The sequence below is a fragment of the Allobosea sp. LjRoot237 genome, from assembly GCF_964253285.1.
Classification (GTDB): domain Bacteria; phylum Pseudomonadota; class Alphaproteobacteria; order Rhizobiales; family Beijerinckiaceae; genus Allobosea.
The window spans coordinates 594,438-607,978 of record NZ_CAXUQP020000001.1 but is presented as its reverse complement, the minus strand read 5'-3'; the positions used below and the strand labels follow the sequence as shown (position 1 = coordinate 607,978).

The 13,541-nt window shown below is 66.6% G+C and carries 12 protein-coding genes; 10 read left to right on the top strand and 2 right to left on the bottom strand.

Annotation, left to right across the window (positions count from 1 at the left end; genetic code table 11):
* The first annotated feature begins 37 nt into the window (after nt 1-37).
* From ACSQ24_RS02850 to ACSQ24_RS02830, 5 genes are all read left to right on the top strand, one after another.
* Entirely contained in the window at nt 38-580 is a 543-nt protein-coding gene (locus ACSQ24_RS02850) for a flavin reductase family protein (RefSeq protein ID WP_436093219.1), read from the top strand.
* A gap of 138 nt (nt 581-718) precedes the next feature.
* Nucleotides 719-1,300: an RBBP9/YdeN family alpha/beta hydrolase gene (locus ACSQ24_RS02845; protein ID WP_436093218.1), complete on the top strand. Its 582-nt coding sequence runs from the start codon at nt 719-721 to the stop codon at nt 1,298-1,300.
* A 60-nt stretch (nt 1,301-1,360) separates the two neighbouring features.
* A complete protein-coding gene (locus ACSQ24_RS02840) occupies nt 1,361-2,344 on the top strand; it encodes an ABC transporter permease (RefSeq protein ID WP_436093217.1) in 984 nt (327 codons plus the stop codon).
* Nucleotides 2,344-3,366 (top strand): ABC transporter permease, encoded by a 1,023-nt coding sequence (locus ACSQ24_RS02835; RefSeq protein WP_436093216.1) that lies wholly within the window; start codon nt 2,344-2,346, stop codon nt 3,364-3,366. Before ACSQ24_RS02840 ends, ACSQ24_RS02835 begins: the two co-directional genes overlap by 1 nt.
* Nucleotides 3,367-3,411: 45 nt before the next feature.
* Nucleotides 3,412-4,458 (top strand): aldo/keto reductase, encoded by a 1,047-nt coding sequence (locus ACSQ24_RS02830; protein WP_436097812.1) that lies wholly within the window; start codon nt 3,412-3,414, stop codon nt 4,456-4,458.
* A 183-nt stretch (nt 4,459-4,641) separates the two neighbouring features.
* Here the strand turns inward: ACSQ24_RS02830 and ACSQ24_RS02825 are convergent, their stop codons facing one another.
* Nucleotides 4,642-5,829: an LLM class flavin-dependent oxidoreductase gene (locus tag ACSQ24_RS02825; protein ID WP_436093215.1), complete on the bottom strand. Its 1,188-nt coding sequence runs from the start codon at nt 5,827-5,829 to the stop codon at nt 4,642-4,644.
* 218 nt (nt 5,830-6,047) lie between these two features.
* On the opposite strand from ACSQ24_RS02825, the gene ACSQ24_RS02820 reads away from it, so the two are divergent.
* Nucleotides 6,048-7,637: an ABC transporter substrate-binding protein gene (locus tag ACSQ24_RS02820; protein WP_436093214.1), complete on the top strand. Its 1,590-nt coding sequence runs from the start codon at nt 6,048-6,050 to the stop codon at nt 7,635-7,637.
* Entirely contained in the window at nt 7,634-9,064 is a 1,431-nt protein-coding gene (locus tag ACSQ24_RS02815) for an NAD(P)-binding domain-containing protein (RefSeq protein ID WP_436093213.1), read from the top strand. Before ACSQ24_RS02820 ends, ACSQ24_RS02815 begins: the two co-directional genes overlap by 4 nt.
* Nucleotides 9,065-9,112: 48 nt before the next feature.
* Here ACSQ24_RS02815 and ACSQ24_RS02810 read toward each other — a convergent pair whose 3' ends face one another.
* The gene (locus tag ACSQ24_RS02810; protein WP_436093212.1) at nt 9,113-10,351 is read right to left on the bottom strand and encodes an acyl-CoA dehydrogenase family protein; all 1,239 of its coding nucleotides are present in this window, start codon (nt 10,349-10,351) and stop codon (nt 9,113-9,115) included.
* A gap of 328 nt (nt 10,352-10,679) precedes the next feature.
* Here ACSQ24_RS02810 and ACSQ24_RS02805 point away from each other — a divergent pair, with 328 nt between their 5' ends.
* The 3 genes from ACSQ24_RS02805 to ACSQ24_RS02795 are packed head-to-tail and all read left to right on the top strand — an operon-like array spanning nt 10,680 to nt 13,534.
* On the top strand, nt 10,680-11,678 hold the full coding sequence (locus ACSQ24_RS02805) for an ABC transporter permease (RefSeq protein WP_436093211.1): 999 nt from the start codon (nt 10,680-10,682) through the stop codon (nt 11,676-11,678).
* Nucleotides 11,672-12,466, top strand: a complete 795-nt coding sequence (locus ACSQ24_RS02800; protein WP_436093210.1) for an ABC transporter ATP-binding protein — start codon at nt 11,672-11,674, stop codon at nt 12,464-12,466. Before ACSQ24_RS02805 ends, ACSQ24_RS02800 begins: the two co-directional genes overlap by 7 nt.
* A gap of 45 nt (nt 12,467-12,511) precedes the next feature.
* Nucleotides 12,512-13,534 carry an ABC transporter substrate-binding protein gene (locus ACSQ24_RS02795; protein WP_436093209.1) on the top strand — a complete coding sequence of 341 codons (1,023 nt, stop codon included), beginning with the start codon at nt 12,512-12,514 and terminating at the stop codon, nt 13,532-13,534.
* Nucleotides 13,535-13,541: the final 7 nt, after the last annotated feature.

Here is a 13,541-nt window from a genome sequence, read left to right as displayed (position 1 = left end):
TTTTCAACCGGAGCGGAAACCGCATTCCGGTGAGATCATGAATCAGCAGTTCGCCCCGCCCGGCGCGGCCGATGTCCAATCCGACGCGTTCAAGGCGGTGATGCGCAATGTCGCGGGCGCGGTCAGCATCATCACCGCCTCCCATGCCGGCGAGCGCGCCGGATTGACTGCGACGTCGCTGACCGCCCTCGCTGCCGAACCGCCGACCGTGATCGTCTGCGTCAATCGGGGCGCCTCCGCCTGGCCCAAGATCGAGTCGGCCGGCCATTTCGCGATCAATGTCCTGGCCGCCCGCCATCAGAGCATTGCCGATCGCTTCGCCGGCCGCGGCGGCTTCAAGGGCGAGGCCCGCTTCGCGGATGGCGACTGGGCGCCGCTCGTGACCGGCGCCCCGACGCTGGCCGGAGCCCTCGCCGTGCTGGACTGCGAGACCGACGAGGCGATCGAGCGTCATTCGCATACGATCCTGATCGGCCGCATCAAGGCGATCCGGCAGGCGAAGGACGAGGGCGCGCTTCTGTATTGGCGGGGGGTCTACGGCAAGCTCGACGAGGCGCTGCAACACGGCGCCGGCATCTGAGCCCGCTGGGGCGACTATCCTATCTCTGCCGATGAATGGCAGAGTATCGTTCTATAATCAGGTCCAAATTTGCCAAGTCGTTTTATTGACCGAACGAGCGATTGGCACTGATGATGACACGATGAAAGGAGGTGCCGCATGGCCATCCTCATCGTCCCCGGAACAAGGGTGAAGTCTACGGATTGGCAAGCCCGCTGGGAAAGCCGGCTCGACACCGTCGAGCGCGTGGAGCGACCCGAAACCAGCCGCCCGCGCCTCGATGCCTGGCTCGAAATCTTGCGCGAGCATATCGGGCATCACCCCAACGTCGTGCTCGTCGGCCATGGGCTCGGCTCGACCGTGATCGCACATCTGGCGGCGCGCTATCCCGATCTGCCGATCCGCGGCGCAATGCTGGTCGCCCCGGTCGATCCAGAGGCCGAGACAACCTTGGCGGCCGACCTCGCCTCGTTCGGTCCGCTGCCGTACGATCCATTCCCGTTTCCGGCGTTTGTCGTCGCCAGCCGCACGGATCCCCACATGGATATCCACCGGGCCCGCATCTTCGCCAATATATGGGACGCCGCGTTCATCGATGCCGGCAACGCCGGACATCTCGATGCCGATAGCGGCCTGGGCGACTGGCCCGCTGGCTTGGATCTGCTCGAAAAGCTGGCCACTTTCGGCGCGCCTCCCGGCAAGTCTAACGAACACTCTTCGGCGCGCTCCAGTCTGCACTAGCGGCCGAATGCATGCCTCTCGGTGCGTCAAAATAATCTATAAAATTGGTAGATCGATTGAATGTCGCTTTCCCGTTTATCCGGCGTCCTGCGCAAGACCCTGATCCAGGCAATTCCGACGGTCATCGGCATCGTCATCCTGAATTTCCTCCTGCTGCAGCTCGCGCCGGGTGACGCGGCCGACGTCATGGCCGGAGAGGCCGGGGCCGCGACCGAGGAGACGATGGTGATGCTGCGCAAGCAGTTCGGCCTCGACCTGCCGCTGCTCGACCAACTGCTCGCCTATCTCGGCAATCTCGCCCAAGGCAGCCTCGGCTTCTCGCCGCGCTACAACATGCCCGTCGTTGACCTGATCGCGCAGCGTCTGCCGGGCACGTTGTTGCTGATGGGCCTTTCCCTGTCGCTGGCTCTTCTGCTCGGAATCGCGCTGGGCGCAGTGATGGCCCTCAACGCCGGGCGCTGGCCAGACCGGCTCATCTCCATCGGCTCGCTGATCTTCTATTCGGTGCCGGGGTTCTGGATCGGCCTGATGCTGATCGTGCTGTTCTCGGTCAAGCTCGGCTGGCTGCCGAGCGGCGGCGCGGAGACGATCGGGGCGGGTCTTTCGGGATTGGAGAGCCTGCTCGACAAGGCCCGCCACATGATCCTCCCGGCCGCATCGCTGGCACTCTTCTATGTCGCGATCTACGCTAGGCTGACCCGGGCGACGATGCTCGAGGTCGCTTCGCAGGATTTCATCCGCACCGCGACGGCCAAGGGCCTCACGCCGTTCGATGTCGCGACCCGGCACATCCTGCGCAACGCACTCCTGCCGGTGACCACGCTCGCCGGCATGCATTTCGGCGGCATTCTCGGCGGCGCCGTCGTGGTCGAGACGGTCTACAGCTGGCCCGGCCTCGGGCGCCTCGCCTTCGAAGCGGTGATGCGGCGCGACTTCAACGTCCTTCTCGGCGTGCTGCTGCTCTGCTCGCTGCTCGTCATCATCGTCAACATGGTCGTTGACCTGCTGCAGGCATGGCTCGACCCGCGCATCGAGGTTCGCTGATGGGTGTGATCGAACGGTCCCCGAGCCATTCCGAGGCGATCGTCTGGGCCGGGCCGACATCTGAGCCGCTGGTGCTGCCGAGTCCTGGCTTTGCCTTGCTCGCCGACCGGGAGCGTGACATCGCCAGCTCGTTGGACGCGCAGGCATCCACACCTGCCGTTGCGACCGTCCCCTCGCCCTCCAGCGGTCAGCGGGCGCTCAAGGCGTTCCTGCGAAACCCGTCTGGCCTGGTCGCGCTGGCCTTCCTCCTGCTCGTCGCGGGTATCGCGCTCGCAGCGCCCTTGCTCTATCCCGACGACCCGCTCGCGATGGTCGGCCGGCCCTTCCTCTGGCCCGGGCAGAACCCTGAATTCCCGCTCGGCACGGATTCGCTCGGCCGCGACGTTGCGGCAGGGCTGGTCTGGGGCGCGCGCATCTCGCTGCTGGTCGGCTTTACGGCGATGGCGCTCGGTGTCAGCGCCGGGATCGCGGTCGGTGCGACGGCGGGCTATTTTGGCGGCTGGGTCGACGATGTGCTGGTGCGGCTGACCGAGGTCGTCCAGACGGTGCCGAGCTTCGTGCTGCTCGTCGTGCTCGTCGCCATCGCCCAGCCCTCGATCACCACCGTAACCGGCGCGATCGCGATGGTGACCTGGCCGATGGTCGCTCGCCTCGTGCGCGCCGAGTTCCGGTCGTTGCGCGAAAAGGATTTCGTCACCGCGGCGCGCGCGATCGGTTCCGGGCCAGTGCGCATCATCCTGCGCGAGATCCTGCCCAATGCGCTCTCGCCGATCATCGTCACCGCCTCCGTGCTGGTCGCTTCGGCGATCCTGATGGAGTCGGCCCTGTCCTTCCTCGGCCTAGGCGATCCCAATCTGGTGAGCTGGGGCAGCATGATCGGTGCCGGGCGCGAATTGCTGCGCACGGCCTGGTACCTCACCGCCATTCCCGGCTTCGCCATCGTCCTCACCGTGCTCGCGCTCAACCTCGTCGGCGATGCGCTGAACGACGCGCTGAACCCGCACCTCTCTGCCGGGCGCTGAGACAGCTCTCCCCCACCACAGACAAGGACACCAGACGTGACTGCCATCGATTATCGCCATCTCGGGCGCTCCGCCCTACGCGTCTCGCCGCTGACGCTCGGCACCATGATGTTCGGCCGTGAGACGGACGAGGCGACCTCGCACCGGATCATCGACAAGGCGCGCGACCAGGGCATCAACTCGATCGACACCGCCGACGCCTACAGCAAGGGCGAGTCGGAGAAGATCACCGGGCGCGGCATCGCCAAGCACCGCGATCACTGGGTGCTGGCGACCAAGTTCGCCAACGCGCTCGGCGACGGCCCGAACCAGCGCGGCATCTCGCGCAAATGGATCGTCGAGAATGTCGAGGCCAGCCTGAAGCGGCTCGGCACGGACTATATCGACATCCTCTACTTCCACCGCGCCCCGTTCGATGAACCGCTCGGCGAAGCCGTCCGCGCCATCGCCGACCTGATCCGCCAGGGCAAGCTGCGCTATTTCGGCGTCTCGAATTTTCGCGGCTTCCGGATCTCGGAGGTCGCCCATCTCGCCGACGAGTACGGCATCGACCGTCCCGTCGTCAGCCAGCCGCTCTACAATATCGTCACCCGCACCGCCGAAGCCGAGCAATTGCCGGCGGCGGCCTTCAACGGGCTCGGCGTGATCTCCTACAGCCCGCTCGCCCGCGGCGTGCTCACTGGAAAGTACCAGCCCGGCGCGGAGCCCGCCCCCGACAGCCGCGCCGGCCGCAAGGATCCGCGCATCCTCAACACCGAGTACCGCCCTGAATCGCTCGACATCGCCCAGCGCATCCAGCGCCACGCCGCCACGCGCGGCATCACAGCGCTCGATTTCGCCCTCGCCTGGGTGCTGCACAACCGGCTCGTCACCTCCGCCATCGCCGGGCCGCGGACCGAGGCGCAATGGGACAGCTATCTGCCGGCGCTGAACTACCGCCTCACCGCCGACGACGAGGCCTTCGTCGACAGCCTCGTGCCGGCCGGGCACGCCTCGACCCATGGCTGGAACGATCCGAGCCACCCACCGGAAGGCCGCGTGCCGCGCGAGTTCGCGCAGGCGATTGCAGCAACGGCACAGAAGGCGGCCTGAGGCAGGGCATCTGCCCGGCAAAGGAAAGGCCCCTCAGGCTCGCGCCGGTGGGGTCTTTTCGCGCACGCTCTCCACGTCATTGCGAGCGCAGCGAAGCAATCCAGGGGCGGCAGTGCTCTACGTCTCCCTGGATTGCTTCGTCGCTTCGCTCCTCGCAATGACGGACAAGCCGATCGCCAAACGTCAGAGCCTCAAGCCCCGCTGTTTCAGCAACGGCAGGATGCGCTCCTCGAAATGGTCGAAATCGGCCTTGAAGTCGTAGAAATTGATCTGCAGCCCGTCGATGCCGACCGCATGCAGCGCGGCGATCTTGTCGACCACCTGCTCGGGCGAGCCGATGATCTCGATATTGCCGCCAAGGCCCAGCCCCTGCTTGTGCGCAGCGTCGGCCCGGCCGCGCCAGGCATGGGCGTCGCTGTCATAGCCCTGGTTGCTGCCCTTTCCGTGCGCGGCGAAGGCCGGTCCCGCCAGCACCGTCTTGTTGTCGTGGATCGCCTGCGCATAGGCCTGCGCCTCAGCCTCCGTATCGCGCGAGACGATGATCGGGTTGATCAGCGTCTTCGCCTCGTGGCCGAAGGCGCGCGCCCGATCCTTGATCGCGGCGATATGCGGCGGCAGCGTCGCCAGCGCGCTGTCGATATGCGAACCGCCGGGCGAGGTGATGAAGACCATATCGGAATGCTTGGCGGCAAAGTCGATGCCGGCCGGCGAGCCGGTGGCGTTGACAAGGATCGGGCGGCCATAGAGCGGCTTCGGCGTGATCCAGGCATCGTGCAGGCGCCAGGGATTGAGCCTGCCTTCGTAGGAGTAGTTCTCGTCCTCGCTCCACAGGCGGCCCAGCACATCGAAGAGCTCGTCCGCCATCAGGTAGCGCTTGTCGTGCTCGATGCGCTGCCGGCCGAACATCTCGTGCTCGACGGCGCGGTGGCCGGTGACGATGTTGATGCCCCAGCGCCCCCGGCTGATGTGGTCGAGCGTCGCGCCGAGCTTGCCGAGATGCAGCGGGTGCCACGGCCCGTAGAGGACATGGATCGTCGAGATCAGCAGGATATTCTTCGTGACCGCCGCCATGGCCCCGAGCGCGACGAAGGCGTCGAGCGAGGCGTCGCCGTCATAGCCACCCTTGGGCAGCCATTGCGTGCGGCTGAAGGCGATCTCGAAGCCGAGCGCATCGGCCCGCTTCACCAGCTCGGCATTGTAGTCGAAGGTCCAGGTCGAGCTCGTCGGCAGGTCCGAGAAGCGGATGTCCTGCAGATTGAGGAACAGGCCGAGCAGCAATGGCTGCTTCAGCGCGCGCGACAGTGGGCTGTCGGGGTAGTCGGTCTGCCGGCGCAGTGGCGGGCCGGCCCGGTCTTCGGCGAGCGCGGTCATCAGCAATCTCCGATCGGCATGAGGGATTGGACAGGCAGGTCACTCGCCGAGCCGCAGCACGAGAACCGGCGACCAACGCCCCGCCACGAAGCTATCACGCGGAGAAAAGCGCTTCTTTCCATATGCCGGCATCAAATTAGTCTATTTTTCTAGTGTACTATATTGCCTGCAAAACGCTCACCATCCTAGGTTTGGCCATTCTCCTCGCATCGCAGAGTATGGCCATGTCCGCGCGCCTCCTAGCCACCGCCGTCGCCACCCTGCTGGCGGCCGCCCTGCCCTTCTCCAGCGCTCTGGCTCAGCCCAAGCGTGGCGGCACGCTGAACATGCTGGTCGAGCCCGAACCGCCGGCGCTCTCGACCATCGCCCATACGGCCGGCCCATCGACCAAGGTCAGCGGCAAGGTGCTGGAGGGGTTGCTGACCTACGACCACGACCTGACGCCGAAGCCGCAGCTCGCCACGGACTGGGCGATCAGCGAGGACGGACTGCGCTATTCGTTCAAGTTGCGCGAGGGCGTGCTCTGGCATGACGGCAAGCCCTTTACTTCTGCCGATGTCGCCGCCTCGATCGCCATCCTGAAGCAATATCATCCGCGCGGGCGCGGCACCTTCGCCAATGTCGTCACGGTCGAGACACCTGACCCGCTGACGGCGGTGATCGTGCTGTCCAAGCCGGCGCCCTATCTGATCAGCGCCTTCGCGGCGTCCGAGTCGCCGATCGTGCCGAAGCACCTCTACGAAGGCACGGATCCGTCGACCAATCCGAAGACGAACGCCCCGGTCGGCACCGGCCCCTACATCTTCAAGGAATGGGTGCGCGGCAGCCATGTCGTCTACGAGCGCAACTCGAACTACTGGGACAAGCCCAAGCCCTATATCGACCGGCTGGTGGTGAAGTTCATCCCGGATGCCGCGGCGCGCGCCGTCGCCTTCGAATCCGGGTCGGTCGATCTTGGCGGCGAGACGCCGGTCCCGCTCTCCGAGCTCGACAGGCTCAAGCAGGCCCCTCGCCTCGGCGTCGAGGAGAAGGGTTATTCCTACAGCCCCTCGGTGCAGCGCATCGAGTTCAACTTCGAGAACAAGTACCTCAGGGATGTGCGCGTGCGCCGCGCCATCGCCCATGCGATCGACAAGCGCGTCATCCTGAACACGGTCTGGTACGGCTATGGCGAGCCGACCGCGACGCCGATCAGCGCCCGCCTCACCCGCTTCCACGACCCGTCCGTGAAGCCCTACGCCTTCGATCCGAAGAAGGCCGAGCAGTTGCTCGACGAGGCCGGGTTCAAGCGCGGCGCCGACGGCGTGCGCTTCCGGCTCAACCACGACTTCCTGCCCTATGGCGACGGCTATCGCCGCACCGCCGATTATCTGCGCCAGGCGCTGTCGAAGGTCGGCATCGAGATCACCATCCGCTCGCAGGACTTCGCCACCTATATCCGGCGGGTCTACACCGAGCGCGATTTCGACTTCACCAACAACTCGATGGGCAACACCTTCGACCCGACGGTCGGCGTGCAGCGGCTCTACTGGTCGAAGAACTTCAAGAAGGGCGTGCCGTTCTCGAACGGCTCCGGCATCAACAACCCGGAGATCGACGCTCTGCTCGAGGCCGCGACCGTCGAGCTCGACCCGGCCAGGCGCAAGCAGCAATTCGCCCGTTTCCAGCAGATCGTCGCCGAGGAAGTGCCCTCGATCACGCTGCAGACCCTCGCCAATCTGACGATCTACAACCGCAAGGTGAAGGATCACACGGTCGGCGCCGACGGGCTCAATGGCAACCTCGCAGATGTCTGGATCGAGCAATGACCGACCTGCCTTCTTCCTCCGCCACCGAGGCGCTTCGCCTGCTCGGCCCTTTCCCTGACAATTGGGTCCCGGTGCAGGACGGCATCGATCATGACGTTGTCATCGTCGGCGGCGGCCATACCGGCGCGACCTTCGCCTTCGCCTTGCAGCGCGCCGGCATCCGCCGGATCAGCATCATCGATGCCGCCTCCGACCAGGCCAGCTCCGGCATCTGGCTGACACGGGCGCGGATGAACCTGCTGCGGACGCCGAAGAACCTGGCGGGCCCCGAGCTCGGCGTGCAGGGCCTGAGCTTCCAAGCCTGGTACGAGGCCCGTCACGGCAGGCAGGCTTATGCCGACCTCATCCGCATCCCCCGCCTCGACTGGGCCGAGTATCTCTCCTGGTTCCGGTCGACCCTGGGCCTGCCGATCCGCTACCGCACGCGACTGCTGCGGATCGAGCCCGCCGCCGATCATCTGCGCCTGCATCTCGACGTTGACGGCGAGCGCCGGGTCGAGACCGCGCGCAAGCTCATCCTCGGCAACGGCGTCGCCGGCAGCGGCTACCCCTATCTGCCGCCGGTGCTGGAGGCGCTGCCGCCGCATCTGCGCGCCCATACCTCCGATGTCATCGACATCGCCTCGCTCCGCGGCAAGTCCGTCGCGGTGCTCGGCGCGGCCGCTTCAGCCTTTGACGCGGCTGGCGCCGCGCTGGAAGCAGGCGCGCGCGAGGTCCACCTCTTCGCCCGGCGCGGCCACATCGCCGCGACGCCGGTGTCACGGGTCCGCGGCTATCCCGGCGCCTATGACAATTACCGGCACCTGCCGGACGAGATCCGCTGGCGGCAGGCCTTCCGCTTCCGCGACGCCGGCTCGACGCCGACACTGGACGCGATCGAGCGCACCGTGCGCTTCGCCAACTTCCACATCCATCTGTCTTCGGAGTGGCGGGATGCTCGCGAGCAGGACGACCGCATCGCGGTCGAGTTGGCCGGCGACAAGTTCTATTTCGACTTCGCCATCGCCGGCACCGGATTCCGGGTTGATCTTGCCCGCCGGCCCGAGCTCGCCGATATCGCCGGCGACGTCCTGCTCTGGCGCGACCGCTATGCCCCGCCGGAGGCCGAACGGGACGAGGATCTCGGAGCCCATCCCTATCTCGGTTTCGGGCACGAACTGCTGGAGAAGACACCGGGCAAGGCCCCGCAGCTTCGCAACATCCACGTCTACAATCCCGGCGGCTTCGTCAGCTTCGGCCTGCCGATCGGCGACGTGCCCTCGATCCGCCGAGACGTGCCGGCCGTCGTCTCGGCGATCAGCCGCGACCTGTTCTTCGCCGATGCCGAGCATCATCAGGCCCGCTTCACCGCCGCCATCGCGCCGGAGTTCGGCGAGGAGACCTGGCGTTCCGCGGTCTGGAGCGGAGCTCGGCAGGCTGCCGAATAAGACAACGATCAGGCTCCGGACTTTCCTCGGAAAGCCCGGCGCCTTCGATCAGAACACCCGCCCGGCCTTGAGGAAGGTCGTCTCGTCGTTGATGAAATAGTCGCCGATGGCGCGCGCCTTCTGGCGCAGCGGGTTGTGCGTCGAGAGCGTGCGGATGTTGCGCCAATGGCGGTCGAAATTGTAGCGGCTCGCCGTGGTCGAGCCGCCGCCCGTCTCGAACAGGGCCTCCGCCGCCTTCAAAGCCTGCGGATAGACGGCGATCTGCGTGCGCGACACCGCGAGCGAACCAGCCAGCAGGAGATCGTCGAGCTCGGGCGCATTGCGGACGAAGCCTTCGGCCGAACGGTCGAGTGCGGCGGCAGCAGCCGCGATGGCGGCATCGATGGCGAAGGAGGCGGCGGAGAGCTCGCCAACCACCTGCTGCACGAAGGGATCCTGGCGGCCGGTCTCGGCCGAGCTGTGCAGCGCCGCGCGCGCATCGCGCTGCGCGTAGGTGACGGCATCGCTGACGATGTTGCGGACGATGCCGGCGGCGCAGGAGACCAGGTGCAGCTGGCGCAGCGACGAGGTATGGCGCCCGATCGCCAGTCCGAGCTGGCGATAGGTGACTTCGCCCGGATGCACGACAACATCGTCGAGCGTGACGCTGCCGCTGGCGGTCAGGCGCTGCCCCATCCCGTCCCAGTCGTCATGGACGGTGATGCCTGCCCGGCTCGTCGGCACCAGCACGCCGACGGACCTGTCCTCCTCGTCCTGGGCGCTGAAGACCGCATAGTCGGCGAAGGCGGTGCCGGTCGCGTAGAACTTGCGCCCGACGAGCCTGAAGCCCTCCCCGTCGCGAAGGAGCCGCGTCGTCACCTGTCCTGGCTTGGCAGTACCGAGCTCGGTCGAAGCACCCGCGAAGAGCGCGCCCTCGAGGACGAGCCCTAATAGCTCGCGCGAGCGCGGCGTGTCCTCGCCCAACACATGCGTCTCGGTGAAATTGAAATGCGAGCGCAGCGCGTGCGCCACGTTCGGGTCGGCCGCGGCGAGCGTGACGATCACCTCGAACAGGTCGCGCAGACTTCCGCCAGGGCCGCCAAGATGGACCGGCACGCGCAAGGCACCGAGGCCGGATTCGCGGAAGAGACCGAAGCTCTCATGAGGCAGCTCGCGCCGCTGCTCGCGTTCCGAGGCTCCGATAGCAAGGCGCCGCGCCAGCTCCGGCAAGCGCGACAGCAATTCCTCCCGTCCTGCTCTCACCGGCTTCGCATCACGCTTCAGCGCAGCGCTTCCCGCTCGCGTCATATCGGCAGCTCCATGCTGGCAAACCAACGGCACATTGCCGCTCCCCGCCAGAGCGCATGACGGGTCACGCCATGTCAATAGTCTACTTATTTAGGGATTAAACTGACAAGACTGGTAACTTGGCCGCTGGATAAGCGCTTTTCGGCCAAAACTGATGACACTGAGAAATATTTCATAGCCGGCGACCACGCTCGCAAAATCCTCTTCCTCGCCCGGCATTAAATTAGATTATCTATTTTATAGACTAATATCGCCTCACTGCTAGCCTATTGATATCCGGCCTGCGGATCTGCAGGCCGGCGGCTCCGCCAGCAGCGCGACGAGGCTCATGACGACCCTAGCCGACACCTCCATTCATCTCATTCGCGAGCGGCAGCAACCGCGCGCCCTTGCCTGGTCCGGCTTGAGCGCCGGCTTCGCCTGGGCTGCGGTCGCCGTCAGCGCGGTCGCCTGGCCCGATGTCAGCGACTGGCTCGAGACGCGTCGCTTCGCGCTCGGCGCAGCCATCTTTGCAGCAGGCTTCGTCAGCTTGACCCTCGCCGGCCGCTGGCTGCCGCGGGCCGGCGACTGGATTCGCGAAGCCGGCCCCTGGGCGACGGCGTCCGGCGCCGCGCTGACGCTCTGGCAGCTCGCCTCGGCCAAGTTCGGCTGGCTGCCTTTGCCTTTCTTCCCGCCGCCGCAAGCCCTGATCGAGGTCTACACCGAGGACTATGCGACGCTCGGCGCCAGTGTCCTCGCCTCGATGAAACTGCTCGTCACCGGCTTTGTGGTCGGCGCCGTGCTCGGCTTCCTCACCGGCGTCGCGATCGGCTGGTCGCGCCAGGCCGGTTACTGGGTGCATCCGGTGCTGCGCTTCATCGGGCCGCTGCCGGCCACCGCCTGGCTGCCGATCGCCTTCTTCGCCTTCCCGTCGAGCTGGAGCGCCAGCATCTTCCTGATTGCGCTGGCGACGGGCTTTCCGGTGACGGTGCTGACCTGGTCGGGCATCGCCAGTGTCAACAGCCGCTATTACGACGTCGCCCGCACGCTTGGCGCCGGGCCCGGCTTCCTCATCCTGCGCGTCGCCATTCCGGCCGCGCTGCCGCACGTTTTCGTCGGCCTCTTCATGGCGCTGGGCTCGGCCTTCTCGGTGCTGATGGTGGCCGAGCTCGTCGGGGTGAAGGCCGGCATCGGCTTCTACATGCAATGGGCCCAGGGCTGGGCCTCCTACGCCAATGTCTATGCCGCGCTGGTCGTGCTGGCCCTGCTCTGCTCGGGCTCGATCACCCTGCTGTTCCGCCTGCGCGACCGCGTCCTCTCCTGGCAGAAGGGTCTCGTCCAATGGTAGCGCTCGCCTTGCAGCCCGCCGCCCGGCCCATCGCCGGCGCCTCGCTCGCCATCGACAAAGTCAGCCACGCCTTCGACCTCGACGGCTCGGTCCTGCCCGTGCTCGACCATATCAGCCTCGACGTGAAGCCGGGCGAGTTCGTCGCTCTGCTCGGTCCATCCGGCTGCGGGAAGTCGACGCTGCTGCGCCTCGTCGCCGGGCTGGAGCCGCCGAGCGCGGGATCCTTGCGCGAGGATGGCAAGCCGATCACCGGCCCGCACCCCTCGCGCGTCGTCGTATTCCAGGATCCGACGCTGTTTCCCTGGCTCACGGTCCGCGACAATGTCGCGCTCGGCCCGCGCGCCCAAGGCACGCTGAACAGCCAGTGGCCGCGCGTCGACGAGACGCTGGCGCTGGTCGGTTTGAGCAAGTTCGCCAACGCCTATCCGCATCAGCTCTCGGGCGGCATGGCGCAGCGTGTCGCGCTGGCGCGGGCGCTGGTCAACGACCCCTCGATCATGATCCTCGACGAGCCGCTCGGTAAGCTCGACTCGCTCACCCGCCTGACCATGCAGGCCGAGCTCGTCTCGCTCTGGCAGCGCAAGGGCTTCACCGCGATCCTCGTCACCCATGACGTCGAGGAGGCGCTGTTCCTGGCGACCCGCGTCGTCATCTTCAGCGACCGCCCCGCGAGCGTGAAGGCCGACTTTGCCGTCGACCTGCCCTATCCGCGCCATCGCGGCGATCCGCGCCTCGCCGAACTGCGCCGCGAAAGCCTCAGCCTGCTCGGCCTCGACGCCAGCTGGTAGCTGCCCTTCCTCGTCCCGTTTCCCTTCGTTCCAGGAGATTTCGTCATGTCGGACAACAGCCCGCTCCTCTCCCGCCGCCATGTGCTTGCCGGCGCCTCCGCGCTCGCAGTCGGCGCGCCGATCGCCGCCGGCTTCGGTTCGGCGCCCTCGCTGGCGCAGGGTGCGCCGCACAAGCTCAAGCTCGGCTGGAGCGGCACCGGCATCTGCCTGATCTCGGTGCCGGCTGCGCTGGAGAAGGGCTTCTTCACCAAGCACGGGCTCGATGTCGAGATCGTCAAGTTCGGCTCGAACTTCGACGGCAGCCTGGAAGCCGTCGCTTCCGGCAAGATCGACGCCACCGTCAACTTCATCCTGCGCTTCCTGAAGCCGCTGGAGCAGGGCATCAACATCCGCTTCACCGGCGCGCTGCATGGCGGCTGCATCCGGGTGATCTCGGGCGTGGGCTCGCAGGAGGTCGACTACAAGTCGCTGAAGGGCAAGTCGATCGGCGTCGTCGACATGGCGAGCGCCGGCAAGAACTTCCTTGCGGTCCAGCTCTTCAAGGCCGGCATCAACCCGGCCAACGAGGTCGACTGGCGCGTCTATCCGGTCGACCTGCTCGGCGAAGCCATCAAGAGGGGCGAGATCCAGGCAGCCGTCGACGCCGACCCCGGCATCTTCCTGGTGCTCAAGAACAATGAGGGCAAGCTGCACGAGATCGGCGGCCTGCTCACAACCGACCCTTACAAGGACCTGTCCTGCTGCGGCATCGCGGTGCGCAAGGATTTCGCCGAGAACAACAAGCCCGCGAGCGCTGCGCTGACGCGCGCCCTGCTCGAGGCCGCCGATTGGGTCAAGAACAACCCGGACGAGGCTGCGCAGATCTTCACCGCCTACAGCCCGATCGCCAAGCCGATCCTCGGCGAGATCATCCGCAGCCACACGCACGAGCATCATTTCGGCGCCGGCAAGCGGCTGCGCGATGAGATCGCGCTCTATGCCGACGACCTGCGCTCGGTCGGCGTCATCCGCCCGCGCACCGATCCCAAGGCGCTGGCCGAACGCATCACCGTCGACGTCCTTGGCTGACGTCCCG

What these genes read in the sequence shown, in the direction of transcription:
- ACSQ24_RS02850 (WP_436093219.1), top strand. Translation starts at nt 38, where the DNA reads ATGAATCAGCAGTTCGCCCCGCCCGGCGCGGCCGATGTCCAATCCGAC.
- ACSQ24_RS02845 (WP_436093218.1), top strand. Translation starts at nt 719, where the DNA reads ATGGCCATCCTCATCGTCCCCGGAACAAGGGTGAAGTCTACGGATTGG.
- ACSQ24_RS02840 (WP_436093217.1), top strand. Translation starts at nt 1,361, where the DNA reads ATGTCGCTTTCCCGTTTATCCGGCGTCCTGCGCAAGACCCTGATCCAG.
- ACSQ24_RS02835 (WP_436093216.1), top strand. Translation starts at nt 2,344, where the DNA reads ATGGGTGTGATCGAACGGTCCCCGAGCCATTCCGAGGCGATCGTCTGG.
- ACSQ24_RS02825 (WP_436093215.1), bottom strand. Translation starts at nt 5,829, where the DNA reads ATGACCGCGCTCGCCGAAGACCGGGCCGGCCCGCCACTGCGCCGGCAG.
- ACSQ24_RS02820 (WP_436093214.1), top strand. Translation starts at nt 6,048, where the DNA reads ATGGCCATGTCCGCGCGCCTCCTAGCCACCGCCGTCGCCACCCTGCTG.
- ACSQ24_RS02815 (WP_436093213.1), top strand. Translation starts at nt 7,634, where the DNA reads ATGACCGACCTGCCTTCTTCCTCCGCCACCGAGGCGCTTCGCCTGCTC.
- ACSQ24_RS02810 (WP_436093212.1), bottom strand. Translation starts at nt 10,351, where the DNA reads ATGACGCGAGCGGGAAGCGCTGCGCTGAAGCGTGATGCGAAGCCGGTG.
- ACSQ24_RS02805 (WP_436093211.1), top strand. Translation starts at nt 10,680, where the DNA reads ATGACGACCCTAGCCGACACCTCCATTCATCTCATTCGCGAGCGGCAG.
- ACSQ24_RS02800 (WP_436093210.1), top strand. Translation starts at nt 11,672, where the DNA reads ATGGTAGCGCTCGCCTTGCAGCCCGCCGCCCGGCCCATCGCCGGCGCC.
- ACSQ24_RS02795 (WP_436093209.1), top strand. Translation starts at nt 12,512, where the DNA reads ATGTCGGACAACAGCCCGCTCCTCTCCCGCCGCCATGTGCTTGCCGGC.